This window comes from Actinoplanes nipponensis, from assembly GCF_016862275.1.
In the GTDB taxonomy this organism is placed as follows: Bacteria; Actinomycetota; Actinomycetes; order Mycobacteriales; family Micromonosporaceae; genus Actinoplanes; species Actinoplanes nipponensis.
The window spans coordinates 1-20,041 of record NZ_BOMQ01000028.1; the positions used below are offsets into that span (position 1 = coordinate 1).

Annotated in this window: 23 protein-coding genes; 12 read left to right on the top strand and 11 right to left on the bottom strand. The window is 75.7% G+C overall.

The window, feature by feature from the left end; all coding sequences use genetic code 11:
- The 6 genes from Ani05nite_RS12185 to Ani05nite_RS12210 form a co-directional block, all read right to left on the bottom strand.
- Window positions 1-871 (bottom strand): hypothetical protein (locus Ani05nite_RS12185; RefSeq protein WP_203767979.1); only part of this gene is annotated, 871 nt, incomplete at its 3' end.
- 468 nt (window positions 872-1,339) lie between these two features.
- Window positions 1,340-1,534 carry a manganese catalase family protein gene (locus tag Ani05nite_RS12190; RefSeq protein ID WP_203767980.1) on the bottom strand — a complete coding sequence of 65 codons (195 nt, stop codon included), beginning with the start codon at window positions 1,532-1,534 and terminating at the stop codon, window positions 1,340-1,342.
- Window positions 1,534-2,223 (bottom strand): glycosyltransferase family 2 protein, encoded by a 690-nt coding sequence (locus Ani05nite_RS12195; RefSeq protein ID WP_203767982.1) that lies wholly within the window; start codon window positions 2,221-2,223, stop codon window positions 1,534-1,536. The genes Ani05nite_RS12190 and Ani05nite_RS12195 overlap by 1 nt, the downstream gene beginning before the upstream one ends.
- Entirely contained in the window at window positions 2,217-2,825 is a 609-nt protein-coding gene (locus tag Ani05nite_RS12200; RefSeq protein WP_203767984.1) for a class I SAM-dependent DNA methyltransferase, read from the bottom strand. The genes Ani05nite_RS12195 and Ani05nite_RS12200 overlap by 7 nt, the downstream gene beginning before the upstream one ends.
- Window positions 2,822-3,544 (bottom strand): PIG-L deacetylase family protein, encoded by a 723-nt coding sequence (locus Ani05nite_RS12205; RefSeq protein WP_203767986.1) that lies wholly within the window; start codon window positions 3,542-3,544, stop codon window positions 2,822-2,824. The genes Ani05nite_RS12200 and Ani05nite_RS12205 overlap by 4 nt, the downstream gene beginning before the upstream one ends.
- Complete coding sequence (locus tag Ani05nite_RS12210; RefSeq protein ID WP_203767988.1) at window positions 3,538-4,431, bottom strand: acyl-CoA dehydrogenase family protein; 894 nt, start codon at window positions 4,429-4,431, stop codon at window positions 3,538-3,540. Before Ani05nite_RS12210 ends, Ani05nite_RS12205 begins: the two co-directional genes overlap by 7 nt.
- Before the next feature lie 121 nt (window positions 4,432-4,552).
- Between Ani05nite_RS12210 and Ani05nite_RS12215 the strand changes: the two genes are divergently transcribed.
- The 4 genes from Ani05nite_RS12215 to Ani05nite_RS12230 are packed head-to-tail and all read left to right on the top strand — an operon-like array spanning window position 4,553 to window position 7,653.
- A complete protein-coding gene (locus Ani05nite_RS12215; protein ID WP_203767990.1) occupies window positions 4,553-5,056 on the top strand; it encodes a toxin-antitoxin system HicB family antitoxin in 504 nt (167 codons plus the stop codon).
- Window positions 5,057-5,099: 43 nt separating this feature from the next.
- On the top strand, window positions 5,100-5,966 hold the full coding sequence (locus Ani05nite_RS12220; RefSeq protein WP_203767991.1) for a DUF4097 family beta strand repeat-containing protein: 867 nt from the start codon (window positions 5,100-5,102) through the stop codon (window positions 5,964-5,966).
- Window positions 5,963-6,883 (top strand): ATP-binding cassette domain-containing protein, encoded by a 921-nt coding sequence (locus Ani05nite_RS12225; RefSeq protein ID WP_203767992.1) that lies wholly within the window; start codon window positions 5,963-5,965, stop codon window positions 6,881-6,883. Before Ani05nite_RS12220 ends, Ani05nite_RS12225 begins: the two co-directional genes overlap by 4 nt.
- Complete coding sequence (locus Ani05nite_RS12230) at window positions 6,880-7,653, top strand: ABC transporter permease (protein WP_203767993.1); 774 nt, start codon at window positions 6,880-6,882, stop codon at window positions 7,651-7,653. The genes Ani05nite_RS12225 and Ani05nite_RS12230 overlap by 4 nt, the downstream gene beginning before the upstream one ends.
- A 55-nt stretch (window positions 7,654-7,708) precedes the next feature.
- On the opposite strand, the gene Ani05nite_RS12235 is transcribed toward Ani05nite_RS12230, so the two are convergent.
- The 3 genes from Ani05nite_RS12235 to Ani05nite_RS12245 all read right to left on the bottom strand — a co-directional run bounded on the left by Ani05nite_RS12235 (window position 7,709) and on the right by Ani05nite_RS12245 (window position 11,679).
- Complete coding sequence (locus tag Ani05nite_RS12235; protein ID WP_203767994.1) at window positions 7,709-9,898, bottom strand: RICIN domain-containing protein; 2,190 nt, start codon at window positions 9,896-9,898, stop codon at window positions 7,709-7,711.
- 34 nt (window positions 9,899-9,932) lie between these two features.
- Window positions 9,933-11,150, bottom strand: a complete 1,218-nt coding sequence (locus Ani05nite_RS12240; protein ID WP_239129741.1) for an alginate lyase family protein — start codon at window positions 11,148-11,150, stop codon at window positions 9,933-9,935.
- A gap of 190 nt (window positions 11,151-11,340) precedes the next feature.
- Window positions 11,341-11,679: a hypothetical protein gene (locus tag Ani05nite_RS12245; RefSeq protein WP_203767995.1), complete on the bottom strand. Its 339-nt coding sequence runs from the start codon at window positions 11,677-11,679 to the stop codon at window positions 11,341-11,343.
- A gap of 71 nt (window positions 11,680-11,750) precedes the next feature.
- Between Ani05nite_RS12245 and Ani05nite_RS12250 the strand changes: the two genes are divergently transcribed.
- The 4 genes from Ani05nite_RS12250 to Ani05nite_RS12265 are packed head-to-tail and all read left to right on the top strand — an operon-like array spanning window position 11,751 to window position 14,280.
- Complete coding sequence (locus Ani05nite_RS12250; protein ID WP_203767996.1) at window positions 11,751-12,146, top strand: VOC family protein; 396 nt, start codon at window positions 11,751-11,753, stop codon at window positions 12,144-12,146.
- Entirely contained in the window at window positions 12,143-13,003 is an 861-nt protein-coding gene (locus tag Ani05nite_RS12255; protein ID WP_203767997.1) for a GNAT family N-acetyltransferase, read from the top strand. The genes Ani05nite_RS12250 and Ani05nite_RS12255 overlap by 4 nt, the downstream gene beginning before the upstream one ends.
- Window positions 13,004-13,058: 55 nt before the next feature.
- The gene (locus Ani05nite_RS12260; protein WP_203767998.1) at window positions 13,059-13,616 is read left to right on the top strand and encodes a TetR/AcrR family transcriptional regulator; all 558 of its coding nucleotides are present in this window, start codon (window positions 13,059-13,061) and stop codon (window positions 13,614-13,616) included.
- A gap of 1 nt (window position 13,617) precedes the next feature.
- Window positions 13,618-14,280 carry a lysophospholipid acyltransferase family protein gene (locus Ani05nite_RS12265; protein ID WP_239129744.1) on the top strand — a complete coding sequence of 221 codons (663 nt, stop codon included), beginning with the start codon at window positions 13,618-13,620 and terminating at the stop codon, window positions 14,278-14,280.
- Window positions 14,281-14,302: 22 nt separating this feature from the next.
- On the opposite strand, the gene Ani05nite_RS12270 is transcribed toward Ani05nite_RS12265, so the two are convergent.
- Window positions 14,303-15,259, bottom strand: coding sequence for a TIGR03885 family FMN-dependent LLM class oxidoreductase (locus Ani05nite_RS12270; RefSeq protein ID WP_203768000.1), 957 nt, complete (start codon window positions 15,257-15,259; stop codon window positions 14,303-14,305).
- Between the two features lie 67 nt (window positions 15,260-15,326).
- Between Ani05nite_RS12270 and Ani05nite_RS12275 the strand changes: the two genes are divergently transcribed.
- The 4 genes from Ani05nite_RS12275 to Ani05nite_RS12290 are packed head-to-tail and all read left to right on the top strand — an operon-like array spanning window position 15,327 to window position 18,967.
- Complete coding sequence (locus tag Ani05nite_RS12275; protein ID WP_203768002.1) at window positions 15,327-16,055, top strand: VOC family protein; 729 nt, start codon at window positions 15,327-15,329, stop codon at window positions 16,053-16,055.
- Entirely contained in the window at window positions 16,052-16,981 is a 930-nt protein-coding gene (locus tag Ani05nite_RS12280) for a nucleoside hydrolase (RefSeq protein WP_203768005.1), read from the top strand. Before Ani05nite_RS12275 ends, Ani05nite_RS12280 begins: the two co-directional genes overlap by 4 nt.
- Window positions 16,982-17,039: 58 nt before the next feature.
- Window positions 17,040-17,681, top strand: coding sequence for a cysteine hydrolase family protein (locus Ani05nite_RS12285; protein WP_203768007.1), 642 nt, complete (start codon window positions 17,040-17,042; stop codon window positions 17,679-17,681).
- Window positions 17,682-17,692: 11 nt separating this feature from the next.
- Window positions 17,693-18,967: a zinc-dependent alcohol dehydrogenase gene (locus Ani05nite_RS12290; protein ID WP_203768009.1), complete on the top strand. Its 1,275-nt coding sequence runs from the start codon at window positions 17,693-17,695 to the stop codon at window positions 18,965-18,967.
- Here the strand turns inward: Ani05nite_RS12290 and Ani05nite_RS12295 are convergent.
- Window positions 18,909-20,024: a M20 family metallopeptidase gene (locus tag Ani05nite_RS12295; protein ID WP_203768012.1), complete on the bottom strand. Its 1,116-nt coding sequence runs from the start codon at window positions 20,022-20,024 to the stop codon at window positions 18,909-18,911. The genes Ani05nite_RS12290 and Ani05nite_RS12295 overlap by 59 nt on opposite strands.
- Window positions 20,025-20,041: the final 17 nt, after the last annotated feature.

Genomic DNA, 20,041 nt, shown 5'->3' on the forward strand with positions numbered 1-20,041 from the left:
AGTCCGGTGGGCGCAGGCCGCGCACGTCGATCTCGAAGCGCGCCCAGCCGTCGGACACCTCGCTGAGCTCGGCCGCATGCTGGACCGCGAAGGTCGCCAGCCGCGGCGCGGCGGACACCGTCAGCGTCCGGACAGCGCCCGCCCGGCAGCGGGCGTCGACGGCGGCGGCCCGGTGCTCGAACGCCACGGCGGCCCTCCACTCGGGCAGCCGCGCCGGGTCGGTCCCGGCCGGCCACCGCACCGTCGGGTAGGCCCGCTCGACCAGGGCCCGCAACGCGGGCAGATCGGCCGCGGCCAGCCGGTGGGCGTGCAGGCACCGGCGGTAGTCAGCGGGCAGGCCGGGCGCGGCGGCGGTCTGCGCCCGGGTCAGCTCGTCGACGAACGCCGTCGCCAGCCGCTGCTGACCCGCCGGCACGCGCGCCGCCACCGCCCTCGCGGCCGCCTCGCAGCGCTGGGCGGTCCACCGGCCGGGCCCCTCCGCGGTCCGGGCCACCTGGCGGGCGAAGAGCCGGGCGTTGTCCGCGGCCAGTTGGAGCTGTTCCCACCGGTAGGCGACGTCGAAATCCGCGCCCAGCGGCGCGAACCCCGCCAGGTCGCCGGGGGCCACGGCCCGGCGCTCGCCGCGGGGGGTGAACCCGCGCGCCGGATGATCGACGCCGGCCCGCCGCCGGCACTCCTGCGCCGGCGCCTGCGCGGTCCACCAGGCCTGCTCCTCGGCGGCGAGACGCTGCGCCGGGGTGCCGTAGAGGCGGGTGACGATCCCGGTGTAGACGGCCGTGGCCGTGGCGGCGCGGTCGCCGCCGCAAGCGGTCAGGGCGCCGGCGCACACCAGCACCACGCAGCTGCCCAGGGCACGTCCGGAGGGGGCCATCGGGCCACCGTAGCGGCGGCCCCGGCCGTCGCCGCGCAGGCCGGCCGGCCGGTCACCCGAAGGGTTCGGCACCGGAGGAACCCGGGTCGCCGCGGGGGCGACCCGGGTTCCTCCGATGCCGCGGTGCAGCTCAGTCGAGCGCTCCCTTGATCTTGTTGACCACGTTGGCCACGCCCTGGGCGTGCGCGCCGGCGCCGGTTCCCGGCTTGCCCTTGCCCATCGAGCCGTCGTAGGTGACGTACAGCTTCGGGTCGGGCGCCGGGCCGAGCGGCTTGTCGTCGGTGAGCGGCTGGGCGTCCGGCACGTAGACGATCTCCTCCTTCGGGTCGATCAGCGACGGGCCCTGCGCCCAGCGGCCCTCGCCCGCCGTGCTCTGCGGGTCGAAGCTGGAGAAGGTCCGGTCCGGACCGTCCTTCTCCTCGGCCCCGTTGGAGTTCTCGATGCCGTGCTCGACGAAGCAGTCCTCGATCAGCTGCTCGATGCCCAGCAGCCACTGCTGCTGAGTAGGTTGCCGCTCGCGACGATGTAGCCGGTGTTCCAGGGCGTGCCCTCGGAGTCGCGCGGGAGCGCGCTGCCGCCGCTGACGATGGCGTGCTGCGGGCTCATCCCGCCCAGCACCGCCGCCCAGCACCGCCGCCCGGCGGGGCCGGGCGGCCGGCGCATCAGCGCGCGGACACCTCGTCCGCCACGGCCGCCAGGTGGGCGGCGAAGCCGGCCGGGGCCCGGGCGGCGCGCCGCGCGCTGGTCAGCACCGGGCAGCTGCCGTCGCGGACGACCCGCAGCCCGGCCCGGACGGCGCGGGTCACCAGGTCGCGGTCCTCGTCGTGCCGGACCGCGGCGAACCCGCCGAGACCCGTGTACGCGTCCGCGGCGCACCCGAGGTTGGCCCCGTGCACGTGCCGGTGACCGGTCGCCGTGAACGCCGCCCGGTAGCGCCGCTCGTAGGCGTCCCGCACGGCCACCGGCCACGGCGCCCAGTCGCGCACCTCGACCGTGCCGACGAGCACCTGGGCGCCGTGCGCCGCGTGCCGGGCGTGCCAGCCCAGCCAGCCCGGCGCGACCCGGCTGTCGGCGTCGGTGGTGGCCAGCCACAGCCCGGCCGTCCCGTGCCGCGCCGCGTACGCCATCCCGGCCGCCCGCGCCGGCCCCACACTGGCCGCCGCGACCGTCACCACCTCGGCCCCGGCCGCGGCCGCGACCCGGGCGGTGTCGTCGCTGCAGGCGTCCGCCACCACGACGATCTCGGTCGGCACAGCGACGCCGGCGGTCGCGGCCCGCAGCGCGGCCAGGCAGTGCGGGAGCAGGCCCTCCTCGTCGTGGGCGGGCACGACGACGGCGAGTCGGCTCAGCACAGACCCTCGCGCTCGGCCACCGACCGGGCCGCCGGCGGGGTCCGGGCGTAGACCTCCAGCAGGAAGTCGGCCTCCACGTGCTGGGCCGTCAGCTCCAGGCCCCCGGTCGCGGCGATGCGTTCGTGCACCTCGTCGCCCGAGCGGGCGTGCTCGGCGACCGGGCGCCGCCAGTGGGCCGCGACCAGGTCGCCGCCGGGCTCCAGTGCGACCACGGCCTGGGCCAGCAGCGCGTCGAGGTCCGTGTCGTCGAAGTAGTAGCCCAGCTCGGACAGCACGATCAGGTCGAACTTGCGCCCGGGCCAGTCGTACGGCATCCGGGCCCGGGCGACGGTCACGTGCGGCTCGCCGGCGAGCCGCTGCGCGGTCGTGGCGACGGCGGACTCCACCGCGTCCACGGCCAGCAGGGCGTCGCAGCGGGGGGCCAGGCGGGCGGTCAGCAGGCCGGTCGAGCAGCCCGGCTCGAAGGCGGCGCGGTAGCGGGGCCGGGGCAGCGCGGCCACGGTGAGGGCGTGCTTGCGGTTGTCGTACCAGCGCGACTCGAAGCTCCACGGGTCCGGGTCGGCGGCGTACATCTGCTCGAAGTAGCCCAGCGGGGTGCTCACGCGAACACCACCTCGAAGGGCCGGCGGAACCGGGCCAGCACGTGCGGCGGCAGGATCGCCGCGTCGCCCGGCTCCGGCCCCAGGTCGGCGATCTGGCTGGGGAACGCCTGGATCGCCGCCTCCTTGGCCCGGCGCGCCCCCGGCGGCAGGTCGATGCGGCGGGCCCGTTCCCACGGCACCCGCTCGTCGCCGGGCTCGGCCCAGTGCCAGGTCCAGATCGGGTACTCCAGCAGCCGGGCGCCGGTGGCGGCGCAGGCGGCCGCCGCGGCCCGGCCGACCGCCTCGTGGTCCGGGTGCCCGTCGCCCCGCCAGGTGGCCAGGCACCAACGGCCCGGCGTGAGCAGCCGGCCGAGCGCCACGGTCAGGGCGTTCTCGTCGATGCCGCCGTCCGGCTGGCCCAGGTGCCGCACCGGCGTGCCCGGCAGACCCAGCCGGCGCAGCGCCTCGGCGGTCTCCTTGCGGCGCAGCGCCGCCAGCCGGGCCGGGGTGTAGACGGTCGAACCGGGGTGCGAGGCCTCGCCGTCGGTGACCGCCACCACCTCGGCGTCGGGCAGCCGGGCCAGCAGGCCGCCCACGCCCAGCACCTCGTCGTCGGGGTGCGGGGCCACCACCAGCGGCGGTCCCGGCGGGTCGACGGTCAGGGCGGGCCAGTCCGCCACGGCCGGCCAGGCGCGCCAGCGGGTGTCGTCGGTCCCGGCGCCCTCGATCGCGGTCACCATGCGGGCGGATCCTCCTTGAGCAGCTCGCCGAGGTGGGCGAGGTCGGCTTCGGCGTGGCTCTGCCGCAGGTAGACCGTCAGGTCGCTGACCCGGCGGGCGTGGGCGCCGTCGTGGCCCAGCGGCCCGGCGCCCAGGGCGCGCCCGACCCGGTCGATGACCTGGGCGGCGGCGGCCTCCACGGTGCACCGGACCCGGACGGCGAGCTGTTGGGCGTCGGCCTGCGGCTCGGCGTCGATACGGGCGGCGGCGGCGTGCAGCACGGCCCGCGCGGAGCCCAGCGCGACGTCGACGGCGCCGAGGTGGGCGAGCGCGTGCGGGCCGCGGGCGTGCGCCAGCAGGGTGTCCGCGACGCCGGCCGCTCCCCCGTACCAGCAGGCCGCGACGCCGACGCCGCCGTGCCAGAAGCCGGGGCGGTTCACGTAGGCGCCGGGGCCGCCGACGGGCCGGGCCGGGGCATCGGTGAACCGGATGGTGCGGCTGTCGCTGCCGGCCATGCCGACCGCCGGCCAGGTGCCGTCCAGCGGGGTCGCCCAGGCGGTGCTGTTCTCGACCGCGAACAGGCGCACGCCGTCCGGGGCGGCCGCGGTGACCAGAGCATGCGTGCAGGAGCCGGCCCCGGAGCACCAGGGGCGGTCGCCGGTCAGCGTCCACGTCCCGCCGTCGCTCCGCGCGGTCAGCGAGGCGGGCTTGGCCGCCCACACCCCCCACACCTGGTCCGGCCGTTCCGGCCCGGGGTCGCCGAGCTCCTCGCGGATGGCGACCGCGTCGGCGTGGCCCTCGGCGAGCCGGGCCCGCACCGGGTCCCGCCGCGCGATGGCGGCCAGGCGGTCGAAGCGTTCCCGGGTGCGGCCCGACCCGGGCAGCGGAAGATCAGCGACGTCGAGCACGGCCCTCCCCTACCCGCCTTTCCCGCCGCACAAACGACGCGCAAAGCGACGCAACTCGAGCGGCACCACCATAGTGCCACCTTGGCTTTACTTGGTGCCATAGTGGTGCCATGCTGGCGCCATGGACCTCACGTCATACGTCGCCCGCCTTCGCGAGGAGCTGGCCGGCGCCGCCGAGCTGGGCGGGCCGGACGCCCGCGCGCTGGCCGACCGGCTCACCGCTCCGATGGACTCCGCGTTCCGGCTCGCCCTGCTCGACGCCCTGGCCGCCGCCGCCGACGAGATCACCCGCGACCTGGCGCCCGGCTCCGTCGAGCTGCGGCTGCGCGGCGGCGCCCCCGGTTTCGTGGTGACCCCGCCGCCCACCGACCACCCCGAGCCGGAGCCCGCGGCCGGCCGGCCGGAGGGCGCCGCCGAGGCGCCCGACGACGGCGCGGTCTCCCGGATCAATTTCCGCCTGCCCGACCAGCTCAAGTCCCGCATCGAGGAGGCCGCCGCACGCGACGGCCTGTCGGTCAACGCCTGGCTGGTGCGGGCGGCCACCGCGGCCGTCCGGACCGGCGACCGCCCGCGCACCTCCCGCGCCCCGGTCAGCGGCGAGCGCTTCACCGGCTGGGCCCGCTGAGTTGCCCGCCGCACCCCCCGCCCACCCGCGAAAGGACCAGGCCATGCCCACCTTCGACACCCCCGCGCCGATCCGCGCCACCGTCGAGATGCTCGTCGGCGACCTGCGCGTCGCCGCCTCCGACCGCACCGACACCGTCGTCGAGGTCCGCCCGACCGACCCGGGCGCGCCCCTGGACGTGCGGGCCGCCGAGCTGACCCGGGTCGAGCTCACCGGCGGCGAGCTGCTGGTGAAGACGCCCAAGACGCTCAAGACCCTCGGCATCCTGCGCAAGACCGGCTCGATCGACGTCGAGATCTCACTGCCCACCGGTTCCCAGGTACGCGGCGAGGCGGCGGTCGCCGCGTTCCACTGCACCGGCGCCCTCGGCGACGTGCGGCTGCGCACCGCGACCGGCAACGTCGAGGTGGAACACGCCGCGACCCTGTCGGTGACCACCGCCGGCGGGGCCATCGTCGCGCAGTCGGTGGCCGGCGACGCGCACGCCACCACGGCGACCGGCACCATCCGGATCGGCACGGCGGGCGGCACGGTGACGCTGAAGAACTCCAACGGCGACAGCCGGGTCGGCACGGCCGGCGGCGACCTGCGGGCCAAGGCGGCCAACGGCGACGTGGTGGCCGATCACGTGCACGGCGACGTGGACGCGGCGAGCGCCAACGGCGACATCCGCATCGGCGCGGTCCACCGCGGCTCGGTCGCGGTGCGCACCGCCGCGGGCGAGCTGGAGGTCGGCATCGCCCCCGGCACGGCCGCCTACCTGGACCTGCACACCCAGTTCGGCAAGGTGCTCAACCACCTGGAGGCCACCGGCGCCCCGGAGCCGGGCGAGCACAACGTGCAGGTGCGGGCCCGCACCTCGTTCGGCGACATCATCGTGCGCCGCGGCGACGCCGGGGCGGAGCGATGATCACCGCGACCGGCGTGCGCAAGGCGTACGGCGACCTCACCGTCCTGGACGGCATCGACCTGCACGTCCCGGCCGGCTCGATCTTCGCCCTGCTGGGGCCGAACGGCGCCGGCAAGACCACCACCGTGCAGATCCTCTCCACCCTGATCGGCGCCGACGCCGGCGAGATCCGGGTGGCCGGCCACGACCCGGCGACCGAGCCGGACGCGGTGCGCGCCGCGATCGGCGTCACCGGCCAGTTCGCCGCCGTCGACGGGCTGCTCACCGGCCGGGAGAACCTCGTCCTCATGGCCGACCTGCACCACCTGGGCCGGGCCCGGGGGCGGCGCCGGGCGGACGAGCTGCTGGAGCAGTTCGACCTGACCGAGGCCGCGGCCAAGCAGGCGTCCACCTACTCGGGCGGCATGCGCCGGCGGCTGGACATCGCGATGGGGCTGGTCGGCACGCCGCGGCTGGTGTTCCTGGACGAGCCGACCGCCGGGCTGGACCCGCGCAGCCGGCAGATGATGTGGGGGACCGTGCGGCGCCTGGTGGCCGACGGCGTGACGATCTTCCTGACCACGCAGTACCTCGAGGAGGCGGACCAGCTCGCCGACCGGGTCGCGGTGCTGCACGGCGGCCGGCTGGTCGCCGAGGGCCGTCCCGACGAGCTCAAGCGGCTGGTCCCGGGCGGCCACGTCACCCTGCGTTTCGCCGACGGGCCGGCGCTGCGGGCGGCGGCTGTGGCCCTCGGCGCCACGGACGTCGACTCCGCCCAGCTCAGCCTCCAGGTGCCCGGCGACGGCAGCGTCCGCTCGCTGCGCGCGATGCTGGCCGCGCTGGACGGGGCCGGCGCCGAGGTGGAGACCCTGACCGTGCACACCCCCGACCTGGACGACGTGTTCCTGGCCCTGACCGCGAAGGAGCCCGCCCGATGAGCACCCTGACGCTGACCGTCCGCGACTCCGGCACCATGCTCCGCCGCAACCTGCGCCACCTGCAGCGCTACCCCGCGATGATCTTCTATCTGGCCGGCATGCCGGTGATCTTCCTGCTGCTGTTCGTCTTCGTGTTCGGCGGCACGCTCGGGGCCGGGCTGGGCGGCGGCCGCGCCGAGTACCTGGCGTACGTGGTGCCCGGCATCCTGCTGATGACCATCGGCGGGGCGGCGGCCGGCACCGCGGTCTCGGTCGCCACCGACATGACCGAGGGCATCGTGGCGCGGTTCCGCACCATGGCCATCGCCCGGGCCGCGGTGCTGACCGGGCACGTCCTGGGCAGCGTCATCCAGACCTTCGTCAGCCTGGTCATCGTGCTGGGCGTGGCGCTGGCCGTGGGCTACCGGCCCACCCCGGACCCGGTGGCCTGGCTGGGCATCCTGGCCGTGCTGGCGATGACCTCGTTCGCGGTCACCTGGCTGGCCACCGCGCTGGGACTGGTCGCCAAGACCGTCGAGGAGGCGAGCAACACGCCGCTGCTGTTGACCCTGCTGCCGTTCATCGGCAGCGGGTTCGTGCCGACCGGGTCGATGCCGGCCGGGCTGCGGCAGTTCGCCGAGCGCCAGCCCTTCACGCCGATCATGGAGACGCTGCGGGCGCTGCTGACCGGGGCGCCGGTGGGCCACCACATCTGGTGGGCCACCGCCTGGTGCGCCGCCATCGCGCTCGGCGGCTACCTGTGGGCGCGCAGGCGGTACAACGCCCGCTGACCGACGGCGCCGGCCCGCCGGATCACCGGCGGGCCGACGCTGGTCGCGGTACGGGTCAGGGACCGCTGACGATGCTGGTCACCTGGTGGCCGCTGGTGACGGCGGCGCCCGTGTTGTTGATGACGTGCGAGATCGTGCCGGTGCCGCCGAGCGAGACGGTCACCATGTTGCGGAACTGCACGCCCGCCCGCACCGGCACCTCGAAGGCGCGGGCGTTGACCACGCTCGGGTTGACGTTGAAGTAGGCGTACGAGCCCAGACCCCAGGCCTGGTGGTTGGTCACCGAGTCGGCCACCTTGTACGCCGCCCAGCCCGGCGTCGCGCCGTTCATGTAGGCGGCCTGGTTCGGCGGGTCGTACGGCATCTCGTTCTGGTAGAAGTACGTGCGCCCGTTCTCGCCGTTCCAGATGGTCTGGTACTGCTGGTAGTGCTCGACGAACAGGCCGTGGAAGGTGACGTCGTCGCCGTTGACGATCAGGCCGTTGGCCGCGGTGTTGACCGTCCAGCCGACCGTGCCGCCGTTGCCGTGGTCGGCCCGCCAGATCCAGGCGTGGTCACCGATCACGTCGTCGCTGTTGATCCGCAGGCTCACCGACGCCTTGCCGGCGATGGCCCCGCCGATCCGGAAGAACACGTCGGACAGCACGGTCGGGTTGGCCGAGTGGTCGGCGGCCGCGCCGGCCGGGCCGACCTCCATGAGCACCGGCGAGTTGGTGGTGCCGGCGTCGAACAGCAGGCCGGCCACCCGGACGCCGTCCACGTCGGCCACGGTCATCGCCGCGATGCCGTTCTGCGGGACGAACGTGGCCAGCCCCAGGCCCAGCACGACCGTGTTCGCCCGGGTCACCGTGAGCGTCTGGTTGAGGCTGTAGACACCCGGGGTGACCAGCAGGTTCCGGCCGGCAGCGAGGGCCGCGTTGATGGTCGCGGCGGTGTCGCCCGGCTTGACGACGAAGAACGACCCGATCGGCAGCGACTGCCCCGCCGGGTTGCCGCCGGCCCAGGTGGTGCCGGCCGCGTTGGACCGCACGGCGGGCACGAACACCTGGTACGCGCCGGCGCCGTCGACGTACAGGTAGGGCTTCTCGGCGACCTTCGGCGTCTGGCCGATCGTGGTGTACGGCGGGTTCGGGAAGCTGGTGGCCGGCGCGCCCGGCGAGCCCACGAAGACCTGGTTCCAGTTGGCGCCGGACCAGGAGCCCATCTGCGAGTTGCGGGTGATCCACTGCTGCTGGGTGCCGGACTGGATCTGCCCGTCGATCTTCGTGTCGGACATCCACCCGCCGGACGACCACCCGCCGTCGGAGAGCGCCAGGTTGCCACGGACGTGCATCCGCCGGTACGGGGCCGCCTGCGACACCGCCCAGCGGTCCAGCCCGCCGGTCGGGTTGACCGACAGGCCCTCGGCCGAGCGCCAGAAGTTCTGGGTGGCGTTCTGCGAGCCGTCCGGCCACCAGTCGGCCTCGGCGTGCACCCGGCCGTTGATGGTGACCGCGTCCGGGGTGAGCCCGAGGCCGGCCACCTGGGTGAAGAAGCCGACGTTGGCGTCCACGTTGTACGAGCCCGGCTTGAACAGCAGCGCGTACCGCTGGTTGCCGAACTGGTTGCTCACCTGCTGGTTGAAGACGGCGTTGAGGCGGTTCTGGATGGTCGACGGGGCCATCGACGGGTCGAACACGGTCACGTTCGGGCCCAGGTCGGGGTTGCCGGCGCCCGGCGGGACCGTGGTGGGGGGCGTGGTCGGGGGCGTGCTCACACCGTTGACGGTCCATTTCTGGTTGGCGCCGCCGCCGCAGGTCCAGAGCTGGAGCCTGGCGCCGTCGGCGAGGTTGTTGTCCTTGATGTCGAGGCACTTGCCGGCCTTGACGTTGATCAGGTCGCGCCCGGCCGTGTACGTCCACTGCTGGCTGGCCAGCCCGGCGTAGCAGTCCCACAGGTGCACGACGGCGCCGTCGGTGGTGGCGCCGTTCACGACGTCGAGGCACTTGCCCAGGCCCCGCAGCGACTGGTCGTCGCCGTATGTCCAGGTCTGGTTGGGCCCGGCCGAGCAGGACCACATCTGCGGCAGGTTGCCGTTGGCGGTGGAGCCGTCGGTGACGTCCAGGCACTTGCCGTTGGCGCTGCTGACGACGGTGCCGGTGGTGGCGGCCAGGGCGTTGGTGATGCCGGCGGCGCCGAGGGCGGCGACGGTCAGCGTGGTGACGGAGACGGCGAGGACACGCCGTCGGCGGGGATGCGGGGGCATGGGGATCCTTCGGGGCGGGGACGGGGACGGGGGGTCAGGCCGGGTTGTCGGCGTGGGTCAGGGTCTCCCACGCGACGAAGAGGTTGTTGCTGCCCTGCGGGCGCCGGGCCAGGGTGTACGTCTCGGTGTTGGCCATCGCGATGCCGAGCCGGTTGTGCAGGGCGTTGAAGGCGACCTCGGTGACCGGCCCGAGGCCCTTGGTCACGCTGCCGCCGCAGATGCTCGCCGGCACGGCCGTGCCGTTCTCGAACTTGGTGTGCAGGCCGAGCGCGTGCCGCAGCCGGTCCTGCAGCTCGGGGTAGAGGTCGCCGCCCTGGATGCGGGTGGTCTCGGCGACGTGCGCGATGGCGGACAGGCCGTAGCCGGTGTGCACGAAGTCGCGGCAGGTCTCCTGGGCCAGCCCGTCGACGAAGGTGCTCTGCCCCTGCCAGTAGCTGATCAGCTCGGCGCGGGTGTCGATGCCGCCGGCCGGCGGGTACTTCGGCTGGGCGCCGTCGGCGGTGACGTAGACGTAGGACGCGGCGCGCAGCTTGAACCGGGCGATGGCGCGGTCGTAGCTGGCCCGGTCGTCGAGGTGGACGGCGATGCCGACGGCGGCCTCCATCATCGACAGTTCCCAGTTGCCGTTGCTGTGGATGCCGGGGAGCACCACGGGCAGGTACACGGTGCGCAGCATGGTGGCGAAGCGGGCCTGGTTGGGCCAGGCGCCGTACGCGTGCTTGATGATCTCGGCGGCCCGGGGCCACACCGATCCGGCCCAGGCTGTCTGCAGCGGGGCATTGCTGTTGGTGTGCGTCCGGATGGTCGCCGACCACGCGTCCATCAGCGCGATCGCCTTGGCCGCGTACGCGGTGTCGCCGGTGATGTACCAGGCCAGCGCGTCGGTGTACGCGGCGATCGCGTCCTCGCGCTCGTCGGTGCAGCCGTTGTTGGGGTTGGAGTACGAGCCGCACTCGACGGTCGCCCGCGGCTTCGGCGTCCGGGTCAGCGAGGCGTACCGGCTGCTGATCATCTGGCGGTAGGCGGCCGTCCAGGGCTGGGCCCCGGCCGCGACCCGGCCCTTGACGAAGTCGAGCTGGGCCCGGCTCAGCAGGACACCGGGGTGGGAGAAGGCGGCCGCGGCCGTGACGGCCGTGGGGCGGGCGGGGGTGACCGTGTCGGCGTGGGCCACGAGGCGCACGCCGGCGGTGGCCAGCAGGGCGACGAGCACGGTGCCGGCGGCGAGCAGCGGCCGGCGGGGGGATTTCGGCACGACGGACTCCGGGGGGACGGGGAACCGGAAAGTGACTTAACAGTTCCGCACTCAACCGTGAGGAAAGGGACGCGGTCAAGGAGCCATCGACCAACTTAAGGATGACGAAAGGTTCGCGGCACGGAGAGCGCTTTCCCTTGGCGGCCGGGCCGTTCCGGGCCCCGGAACCGGTTACGCCGAGAAAGCGCTCTCACGGGGTCAGCAGCCGCCGTACGTCCACGGAGCCGCGCAGCGGCGCTCCCCCGGGGCCCGGGCCGGCCGCGGCCAGCGCCGCGATCTGGAGAGCGCGTTCCTCGGATTCGACGTCGACGATCCGGTAGCCGGCCAGGGCCGGCAGCCCGCCCCCGCCGGCGACGTCCGCGCCGGTCACCAGGTGCGCGCGGCCGCCGAGGCCCTGCGTCTCGACCAGCTCACCGGCCGCGGCGAGCTCGGCGTCCAGGCCCCGCTGGTAGGCGAAATGGCGGCGGATGTCGGCCGGGTCCCAGGAACCCATTGCGGCGCCGTGCTGGATCAGCAGAAACTTCGTCATACCCCCGGGTCGGTCCCGGCCGGCGGATCTCGACACGCCGGGACCGGTCCCGCACCGGACGGGAGGGCACCGTGGCGATCGGCCGCCTGCACCACCTGATCATCGACTGCCCGGACCCGCTGGCCCTGGCCACCTTCTACAGCGCCCTGCTGGATCTGCCGATCACCTACCGCGACGAGGACTTCGCGGTGGTGTCGGTCAGCGACCGGGCCTCCGGGCTGGCGTTCCAGCGGGCGGCCGGGCACCGGGCGCCGACCTGGCCGGAGGGGGCGACGCCGCAGCAGATGCACCTGGACGTGATGGTCGACGACGTGCCGGCCGCGTCCGCCGCGGTCCTCGAGCTCGGCGCCACCGCGCTGGGCGGCGACCCCGTGGCGGTCTTCGCCGACCCGGCGGGGCACCCGTTCTGCCTGATCCCCCGCCCGGGGTGGGCGCCGCCGGTCACGGACGCGACAATGCCCGGGTGAGGATCACCGCCCTGACCGAGGCCCCCGGCCCCTCGGCGTACCGGCTGGCCTGGATCGCCGCCGGCGACGACGGCCACCCGGTCGCCACCGCGTACCTGCGGGTGGGCACCACGGCCGAGGCGCAGCACCGCGCCGAGGCGGAGGTGGCGGTGCATCCCGCCGAACGGCGCCGCGGCGCCGGCACCGCGCTGCTGGCCGAGGCCGTCACGGCGGCCCGGGGGCTGGGCCGGCGCACGCTGGTGGCGGGCCCGGTGGCCGCCGGGTCGCCCGGCGAGGCGTTCCTGCGGGCCCGAGGGCTGCGGCCGGTGCTGGCGCTGACCTACGCCCGGCTGGCGCTCGCCGACGTCTCCGCCGCCCCGGCCGAGCCGCATCCCGGCTACCGCCTGGTGGTCTGGGAGGGCACGGTCCCCGACGAGCTGGCGGCGACGTTCACCGCCGCCCGCCGGGCGATGGACGACATGCCGATGGACGAGGCCGACGTGGCCCCGCAGACCTGGGACGTCGACCGGGTCCGGGCCGTCGCGGCCGCGGTCGCCGCCCGCGGCGACGTGCTCTGCACGGTCACGGCCGTCGCCGAGACGGACGGCTCCATCGTGGGCTTCAGCGAGCTGGTGGTGCCGGGTACGGGCACCGCCGACGCGCAGCACTACGGCACCGCCGTGCTGAGCGGGCACCGCGGGCGCGGCCTGGCCCGCCGGATGAAGGCGGAGGCGATCCGGCACATCCGGCAGCGGCATCCGGACGTGCCGGGACTGCTCACCGACACCGCGGACAGCAACGTGGCCATGCGCCGGGTCAACGACGCGCTGGGCTACCGCAGCACCCACCGCTCGCTGCTGTTCCAGCTCGACCTCTGACCCCTCGGGCGGCCCGGCATAGACACTGTCTACGGCTCTCTGGTAGACAGTGTCTATGGCCGATGACCTGCGCGAGCGTCTCGTGGCCGCCGGCGTAGCCCTGGTCACCGCCGAGGGCACCGAGGCGCTGACCCTGCGGGAGATCGCCCGGCGGGCCGGCGTGTCCCACGGCGCGCCGCGGCGCTGCTTCCCCACCCACCGCGAGCTGCTGGCCGCCGTCGCCCGGGTCGGCTACGAACGGCTGTCCGCCCGGATCGCGGCGCTCGGCGAGCAGCCCGACCCGCGCGCCGGGCTGCTCGCCCTGGGCCGGGTCTACCTGGAGTTCGCGCGCACCGAACGCGGCATGTTCGAGCTGATGTTCCGCCACGAGCTGCTGCGCGGCAACCAGGAGGGGCTGCGGGCGGTCAGCCGGCCGCTGTTCACGGTGCTGGTCGAGCTGGTCGCCCGGGCCCGGCCCGGACGACCGGACGCGGCCGTGGCCGCCGGCGCGCTGTGGGCCAACCTGCACGGCATCGCGCAGCTGTGGTCCTGGGGCAGCCTGCAGATGGCGGTCGGGACCGAGGAGGCCGACGCGCTGCTGCGGGCGGCCGTCGACGCGTACGGGGAGCGCTGACATGCTGCACCGGCTCACCCGGGCCCTGCTCGTCCCGGTGTCCCGGCTGGCGTTCCGGCCGGTGGTCGAGGGTCGGGAGCACGTGCCGCCGGCCGGCCCGGTCATCCTGGCCGCCAACCACCTGTCCTTTCTGGACAGTTTCCTGATCCCGCTGGTGGCGCCGCGGCCGGTGGCGTTCCTGGCCAAGGCGGAGTACTTCACCCGGCCCGGCCCGCTGGGCCGGCTCACCGGCGCCGCGCTGCTCGGCCTGGGCGCGGTGGCGGTGCCCCGCGGCGAGCACCGCGCCGCGCAGGCCGCCCTGGAGACGGCGCTGGGCGTGCTGCGCGAGGGCCGGGCGTTCGGCATCCACCCGGAGGGCAGCCGGTCCCGCGACGGCCGGCTGTACCGGGGACGCACCGGCGTGGCCTGGCTCGCGCTGGCCTCGGGGGCCCCGGTCGTGCCGGTCGCCGTGCTCGGCACCGACCGCGTCCAGCCGGTCGGCGCGCGGCTGCCGCGACCCGGCCGGGTCACGGTCCGCTTCGGCGCGCCGCTGCACTTCCCCGCTCCCGGCGGTCACGCCGCCCGGGCCCGGCGGGCGGCCACCGACCGGATCATGACGGAGATCGGCCGGCTGTCCGGCCAGCCGCAGGCCGGCTGCTACAACGAGCTCTCCGCCGGACGGTGACCGCCGGCTCGGCGGCTGCCGCTCAGCGCAGCGCCGGCAGCACCTTGGCCCCGAAGGCCTCCACGAACGGCAGCAGGTCCTGCCCGACGTGGTGCAGGTAGATCCGGTCGAAGCCCAGCGCCGCATAGCCGCGCAGCCACTCGACGTGCCGTTCCAGGTCGGCGGAGACGTTGACCACCTGGCGCACCTGATCCACGGTCACGTCCTTGGACACCACGTCGAAGTGGTCGACGGTCTCCAGGTCCCAGCACACCGGCGGCGGGAAGATGTTGCTGCGCCACTGGTCGTGGGCGATCGCCTCGGCCTCGGCCTCGGTCGGCGCCCAGCTCAGGTGCACCTGCAGGGCGAGCGGGCCGCGCCCGCCGGCATCCCGGTACGCCGTGATCATGTCGCGCAGGTGCTGCTCGGGGGCGTTGACGGTGACCAGGCCGTCCGCCCAGTCGGCGCACCAGGCGGCGGTCCTGGTGCTGACCGCCGCGCCGATCAGCGCCGGGGTGGTCTCGGGACGCGTCCACAACCGGGCCCGGTCCACCGTGACCAGGCCGTCGCGGGTGACCTCCTCGCCGGCCAGCAGCCCGCGGATGACCCCGACGCACTCCAGCAGCCGGGCCTCGCGGACCTCCTTGCGCGGCCACGGCTCGCCGGTGATGTGCTCGTTGCTGTACTCGCCGCTGCCCAGCGCCGCCCAGAACCGGCCCGGGTACATGGCGCCCAGCGTGCCGATAGCCTGGGCGATGACCGCCGGGTGGTAGCGCTGGCCCGGGGCGTTGACCACGCCGAAGGACAGGTTGGTGGCCTGCAGCGCGGCGCCGAGCCAGGACCAGGCGAACGCCGACTGGCCCTGCCGGGCGCTCCACGGCGAGAAGTGGTCGGAACACATCGCGGCGTCGAAGCCGGCGCGCTCGGCGGCGACCACGGCGGCGAGGAGCTCGGCGGGCGGGATCTGCTCGTGCGAGGCGTGGATGCCGTAGTCCGTCATGCGGCTGGAGGTACCCAGCCGGGACCGGGGGCAACCCGGCGCCGCCCGAGGGGCCTACCGTGGGGTCATGATTCGGTGGATCTCGGCGTTCATCGACCGGCCGGTCGCGCGGCTGGACGAGGCCGTCGCCTTCTGGACGGCGGTCACCGGCACGAAGCCGGCGCCGCAGGAGGATCCCGGCTTCGTCCGGCTGCACAGCGCGACCTCGGACGACTGGCTCGAGATCCAGGGCGTCCGGGACGGTCCCGGCGGGGCGCACCTCGACCTGGCCGTCACGGACGTGGCCGCCTTCGCCGCGACGGCCCGCGACGCCGGCGCCACGACCGTCGCCGATCACGGCAGCTGGCAGGTGCTGCGCTCCCCGGCCGGGCAGGCCTTCTGCGTCGCCGCCGGGCCGGGCGGGCGGGTGCTGCCCCGGGCGCTGACCGCGCCCGACGGCACCCGGACCCTGCTCGACCAGGTCTGCCTGGACGTCGGCCCGGCCGGCTACGACACCGAGGTGGCCTTCTGGGCCGGGCTCACCGGCTGGCGGCTGGAGCGGTTGCCGCCCTGCTTCCACCGGCTCACCCCGCAGCCCCGGCTGGCGGTACGAATCCTGCTGCAGCGTACGGACCACGAGCAGCCCCCATCCGCCCACCTGGACCTGGCCTGCTCCGACGTGCGCGCGGCCCGGGCCCGGCACGAGCAGCTCGGCGCGGCCTTCGTCGGCGAGTGGCCGGAATGGACCGTGATGCGCGACCCGGCCGGCGGCCGCTACTGCCTGACCGGCCGCGTCCCGCCCGGGGAGAAGGCATGACCGCCGTCCCGGTGTACCTCGACTGCGACACCGGGGTGGACGACGCCCTCGCACTGGCCCTGCTGCTCGGCCGGCCCGGGACCGCCGTCGCCGGGATCGGCACGGTGAGCGGCAACACCGCCGCCGGGCAGGCCGCCCGCAACACCCTGGACCTGCTCGCGCTGGCCGGCCGCGACGACATCCCGGTCGCGGTCGGCGCGCACCACCCGCTGGCCGGGACGTTCGGCGGCGGCGCGGCCCGGGTGCACGGCGGCAACGGCATCGGCGGGGTCGCGCTGCCCGCCGCCGGCCGGGCGCCCGCCGCCGGCGACGCGGTCGATCTGCTGCTCGGGCTGGCCCGCCGGCCCGTCGGCGGGTTGCGGATCGTGGCGACCGGGCCGCTGACCAACCTGGCGCTGGCGCTGCGCCGGGAGCCGGGCCTGCCCGCGCTGGTCCGCGACGTCACCGTCATGGGCGGGGCCGTGCGGGTGCCCGGCAACGTGACCGGGCGCGCCGAGGCCAACATCGCCGGTGACCCCGCTGCCGCGGCCGCCGTGCTGGCCGCGGCCTGGCCGGTGACGCTGGTGCCGCTGGACGTCACCATGGGCCACCGTTTCGCCGAGGACGACCGGGCGGCGCTGGCCGCCGCCGGCACGCCGCTGACCACGGCCCTGGCCGCGCTGCTGACCGGCTACTTCGACTACTACGAGCCGGTGCTGGGCGAGCGCCGGGTGCCGCTGCACGACCCGCTCGCCGCCGGGATCGCCACCGGCCTGCTCACGCCCGCGGACGCGCCGCTGCTGGGGTTGCGGGTCGAGCCGGACGGGCGGCTGGTGGAGGACCCGGCCGTCGCCACCCGCACCCGGGTCGTGCTGTCGCTGACCCGGGACGCCGCCCCGGCCGTCCGGCAGTCCATCGTCGGGCATCGCTGCGCGCCGCGGGAATGAGCGCGCCGGCCGGCCGGCGCCGATATGCTGGCGGGGCCCGACCGCACCGGAGGGTCCCATGACCGATCCGCACCTGGCCCCGCACTGGCAGTCGGCCGCGCTCGTCACCATCGACATGCAGCGCGACTTCCTGTCCGGCCGGCCGTACGGCCTGGCCGGGACCACCGAGATCATCCCGGCGCTGCGGTCGCTGGCCGACGCCTTCCGGGCCGCGCGCCGGCCGATCGTCCACATCGTCCGGCTGCACCGCGGCGACGACGTCGACCGGGTCCGGCGCACGCTGATCGCCGGCGGCGCCCAGCTCACCCGGCCCGGCACCGACGGCCGGCGGCTCGCCGCCGGGCTGCTGCCCGGCGACGGGCCCGAGCTCGACGACGACCTGCTGCTGGACGGGCGCCCGCAGGAGCTCGGCCCCGGCGAGTACGCCGTCTTCAAGCCGCGCTGGGGCGCCTTCTACCGCACCCCGCTCGACGACCTGCTGCGCGGGCACGGCGTCGACACCGCCGTCTTCGCCGGGTGCAACCTGCCCAACTGCCCCCGGGCCAGCATGATCGAGGCGAGCGAGCGGGACTACCGGGTGGTGCTGGCCACCGACGCCGTGTCGCAGGCCGGCGAGCAGGGCCTCCGGGAGGTCGCCGGGATCGGCGTGGTGCTCCTGCCGACCGCGCGCATCGTCGCCGCCCTGGCCGCGGCGGGCTGAGGCGGAGCGCCGTGCGAGCCGTCCTGGCGGATCTGTCCGTCCCCCGCTACCTGGCCACCGCGGCGGCCCAGGCGCTGCCCCGGGGCGTGGGCAGCGGCGCCGGCTGGGGCGTCACCGGTCTGCTGCGCCTGCGGGAGGACGTGCCGGAGCCGGTCCTGCCCCGCTCCCCCGGCTGGGTGCTGCTGCGTCCGGAGCTGTCCGGCATCTGCGGCAGCGACACGGCCGTCGCGCACGCCAAGTCGTCGCTGGTGCTCAGCGCGTACTACACCGCGCGGCGGCAGATCCTCGGGCACGAGATCGTCGCCGTGGTGGCGTCGGCCGGGCCGGGCGTCACCGCGGTGGCCCCGGGCGACCGGGTGGTGATCGACCCGGCGCTGTCCTGCGTGCACCGCGGGTTCGAGCTGTGCCGGTCGTGCCGGGAGGGTCACCCGTACGTCTGCGAGCGTTTCGACCAGCCCGGCGTGACCGGCTGCCGGTCGCCGACCCAGGGTTTCGACGCGGCGCTGGGCGGCGGCTGGGCCGAGTACGTGGCGGCCCACGAGAGCCAGCTGCACCGGGTCGGCGCCCTAGCGTCGCACCGGGCGGTCCTGGCCGAGCCCGCGGCCATCGCCCTGCACGCCGCGCTGCACTGGCGGCGCCGCGGCGACCGGGCCGTGGTCATCGGCCCGGGAACGATCGGGCTGCTGGTGACGGCCGCCCTGCGCCGGCTGCACCCGGACCTGGACATCACCGTCGTGGGCCCGGGCGAGTTCAGCCGGGCGGCGGCGATGCGCACGGGGGCGAGCCGCGCCCTGGAGCCGGGCCCGCAGGTCGTCGAGTCGCTCGCGCGGGTGCACGGCGGCCGGGTCGTGCGGCCGCGGCTGACCCGGACCCCCATCCTGGAGCAGGGCGTGGACGTGGTGTTCGACTGCGTGGCCCGCACCGACTCGATCGACCTGGGGCTGCACCTGCTGCGGCCGACCGGCATGCTGGTGCTGGTGGGCGGCGCGGGCCGGCAGCGGGTCGACTGGTCGCTGGTCTGGAACCGCCAGCTGACCGTGCAGGGCACCGTCAACTCGGGCCCGGAGCCCGCGCTCGCCGGGCGGACGACCATGGCCGAGGTGGTGGAGTGGCTCGCCGATCCGGCGTACCCGGTGGACGCGCTGGTGACCCACACCTTCGCGCTGGACGACTGGCGGCTGGCCCTGCAGACGGCGTCCGCCGCCGCCCGGGCGCACGCCGTCAAGGTCACCCTGCGGCCGAACCCCGGCGTGCCGCTGGTGCCGGGTCCCGGGCCAGCCCGGTGAGGAACGAGACCAGGGCCTGCCGGTACGGGCCCACGGTGCGCAGGTCGGCGTACTCGTCCGGGCCGTGCTGGCCGGCGCCGCCCGGCCCGAAGATCACCGCGTCGATGCCGCGCGCGGAGTAGAACCGGCCGTCGGCGGCGCCGTGCTTGCGCAGCAGCTCCCCGGAGAACCCGGCCGCGCGGGCCGCGGCCCGCAGCCGGGCCACCTCGGGACTGTCCGGGTCGGCGTGGTGCGGGGCGCCGAGCCCGTCCACGACCACGTCGACGCCGCTCACCGCGCGCAGATGGCCGGCGATCTCGGCCGCCGTGCGCCCGGCGAAGTCGGTGTCCTGGGGCGGGAAGCGGATGTCGAGCCAGGCGGTGGCCTCGGCCGGCACCTGGTTGAGCGCGCGGTTGGGGGTACCGATCCGGGCCAGGTTGACCGTGGTGCGCCACTGCTCGTCCGCCGGCACGGGGTAGCGGCGCAGCACCGCGTCGACCGCACCGGTCAGCGTCAGCAGGGCGTTGTCGCCGAGCCACGGGTACGCCGCGTGGGCGGCGGTGCCGGTGGCGCACAGCCGTACCTGGAGGATGCCCTTGGAATCGGTGACCACGCGCAGGCCGCTCTGCTCGCCGATGACCACGAAGCCGGCGGTGACGCCGGCCTCGAGCTGGTGCGCGGTGCCGTCGTGGCCGCCCACCTCCTCGTCGGTGACCAGCTGCAGGCCCAGCGGGTACGGCAGGCCGGGGGCCAGGGACCGGAACACCTCGGCCAGGACCAGCGCCGCCACCTTCATGTCCTGGGCGCCCCGCCCGTAGAGCCGGTCGCCGTCGCGGCGGGCCGCGTAGCTGTCGGCGGGCACCACGTCGAGGTGGGCGTTGAGCAGCACCCGGAACGCCGGGCGCGGGCCCGGCCGGTACACCAGCGCGCTGGGCTTGCCGCGGGAGGCGAACCGTTCCACCGCGAAGCCGGGCCCGACCACGTCGAGCACCAGCTCCAGCGCGCGCCGCAGCTCGGCCGGGCGGTCCGCGGTCGAGGGCACGGCGATCAGTTCGGCGGCGCGGGCCGGCAGGTCCATGGCACCGACCCTACGGG

What these genes read in the sequence shown, in the direction of transcription:
- Ani05nite_RS12190 (WP_203767980.1), bottom strand. Translation starts at nt 1,534, where the DNA reads ATGCGCCGGCCGCCCGGCCCCGCCGGGCGGCGGTGCTGGGCGGCGGTG.
- Ani05nite_RS12205 (WP_203767986.1), bottom strand. Translation starts at nt 3,544, where the DNA reads ATGGTGACCGCGATCGAGGGCGCCGGGACCGACGACACCCGCTGGCGC.
- Ani05nite_RS12215 (WP_203767990.1), top strand. Translation starts at nt 4,553, where the DNA reads ATGGACCTCACGTCATACGTCGCCCGCCTTCGCGAGGAGCTGGCCGGC.
- Ani05nite_RS12220 (WP_203767991.1), top strand. Translation starts at nt 5,100, where the DNA reads ATGCCCACCTTCGACACCCCCGCGCCGATCCGCGCCACCGTCGAGATG.
- Ani05nite_RS12225 (WP_203767992.1), top strand. Translation starts at nt 5,963, where the DNA reads ATGATCACCGCGACCGGCGTGCGCAAGGCGTACGGCGACCTCACCGTC.
- Ani05nite_RS12230 (WP_203767993.1), top strand. Translation starts at nt 6,880, where the DNA reads ATGAGCACCCTGACGCTGACCGTCCGCGACTCCGGCACCATGCTCCGC.
- Ani05nite_RS12235 (WP_203767994.1), bottom strand. Translation starts at nt 9,898, where the DNA reads ATGCCCCCGCATCCCCGCCGACGGCGTGTCCTCGCCGTCTCCGTCACC.
- Ani05nite_RS12245 (WP_203767995.1), bottom strand. Translation starts at nt 11,679, where the DNA reads ATGACGAAGTTTCTGCTGATCCAGCACGGCGCCGCAATGGGTTCCTGG.
- Ani05nite_RS12260 (WP_203767998.1), top strand. Translation starts at nt 13,059, where the DNA reads ATGGCCGATGACCTGCGCGAGCGTCTCGTGGCCGCCGGCGTAGCCCTG.
- Ani05nite_RS12265 (WP_239129744.1), top strand. Translation starts at nt 13,618, where the DNA reads ATGCTGCACCGGCTCACCCGGGCCCTGCTCGTCCCGGTGTCCCGGCTG.
- Ani05nite_RS12270 (WP_203768000.1), bottom strand. Translation starts at nt 15,259, where the DNA reads ATGACGGACTACGGCATCCACGCCTCGCACGAGCAGATCCCGCCCGCC.
- Ani05nite_RS12275 (WP_203768002.1), top strand. Translation starts at nt 15,327, where the DNA reads ATGATTCGGTGGATCTCGGCGTTCATCGACCGGCCGGTCGCGCGGCTG.
- Ani05nite_RS12280 (WP_203768005.1), top strand. Translation starts at nt 16,052, where the DNA reads ATGACCGCCGTCCCGGTGTACCTCGACTGCGACACCGGGGTGGACGAC.
- Ani05nite_RS12285 (WP_203768007.1), top strand. Translation starts at nt 17,040, where the DNA reads ATGACCGATCCGCACCTGGCCCCGCACTGGCAGTCGGCCGCGCTCGTC.
- Ani05nite_RS12295 (WP_203768012.1), bottom strand. Translation starts at nt 20,024, where the DNA reads ATGGACCTGCCGGCCCGCGCCGCCGAACTGATCGCCGTGCCCTCGACC.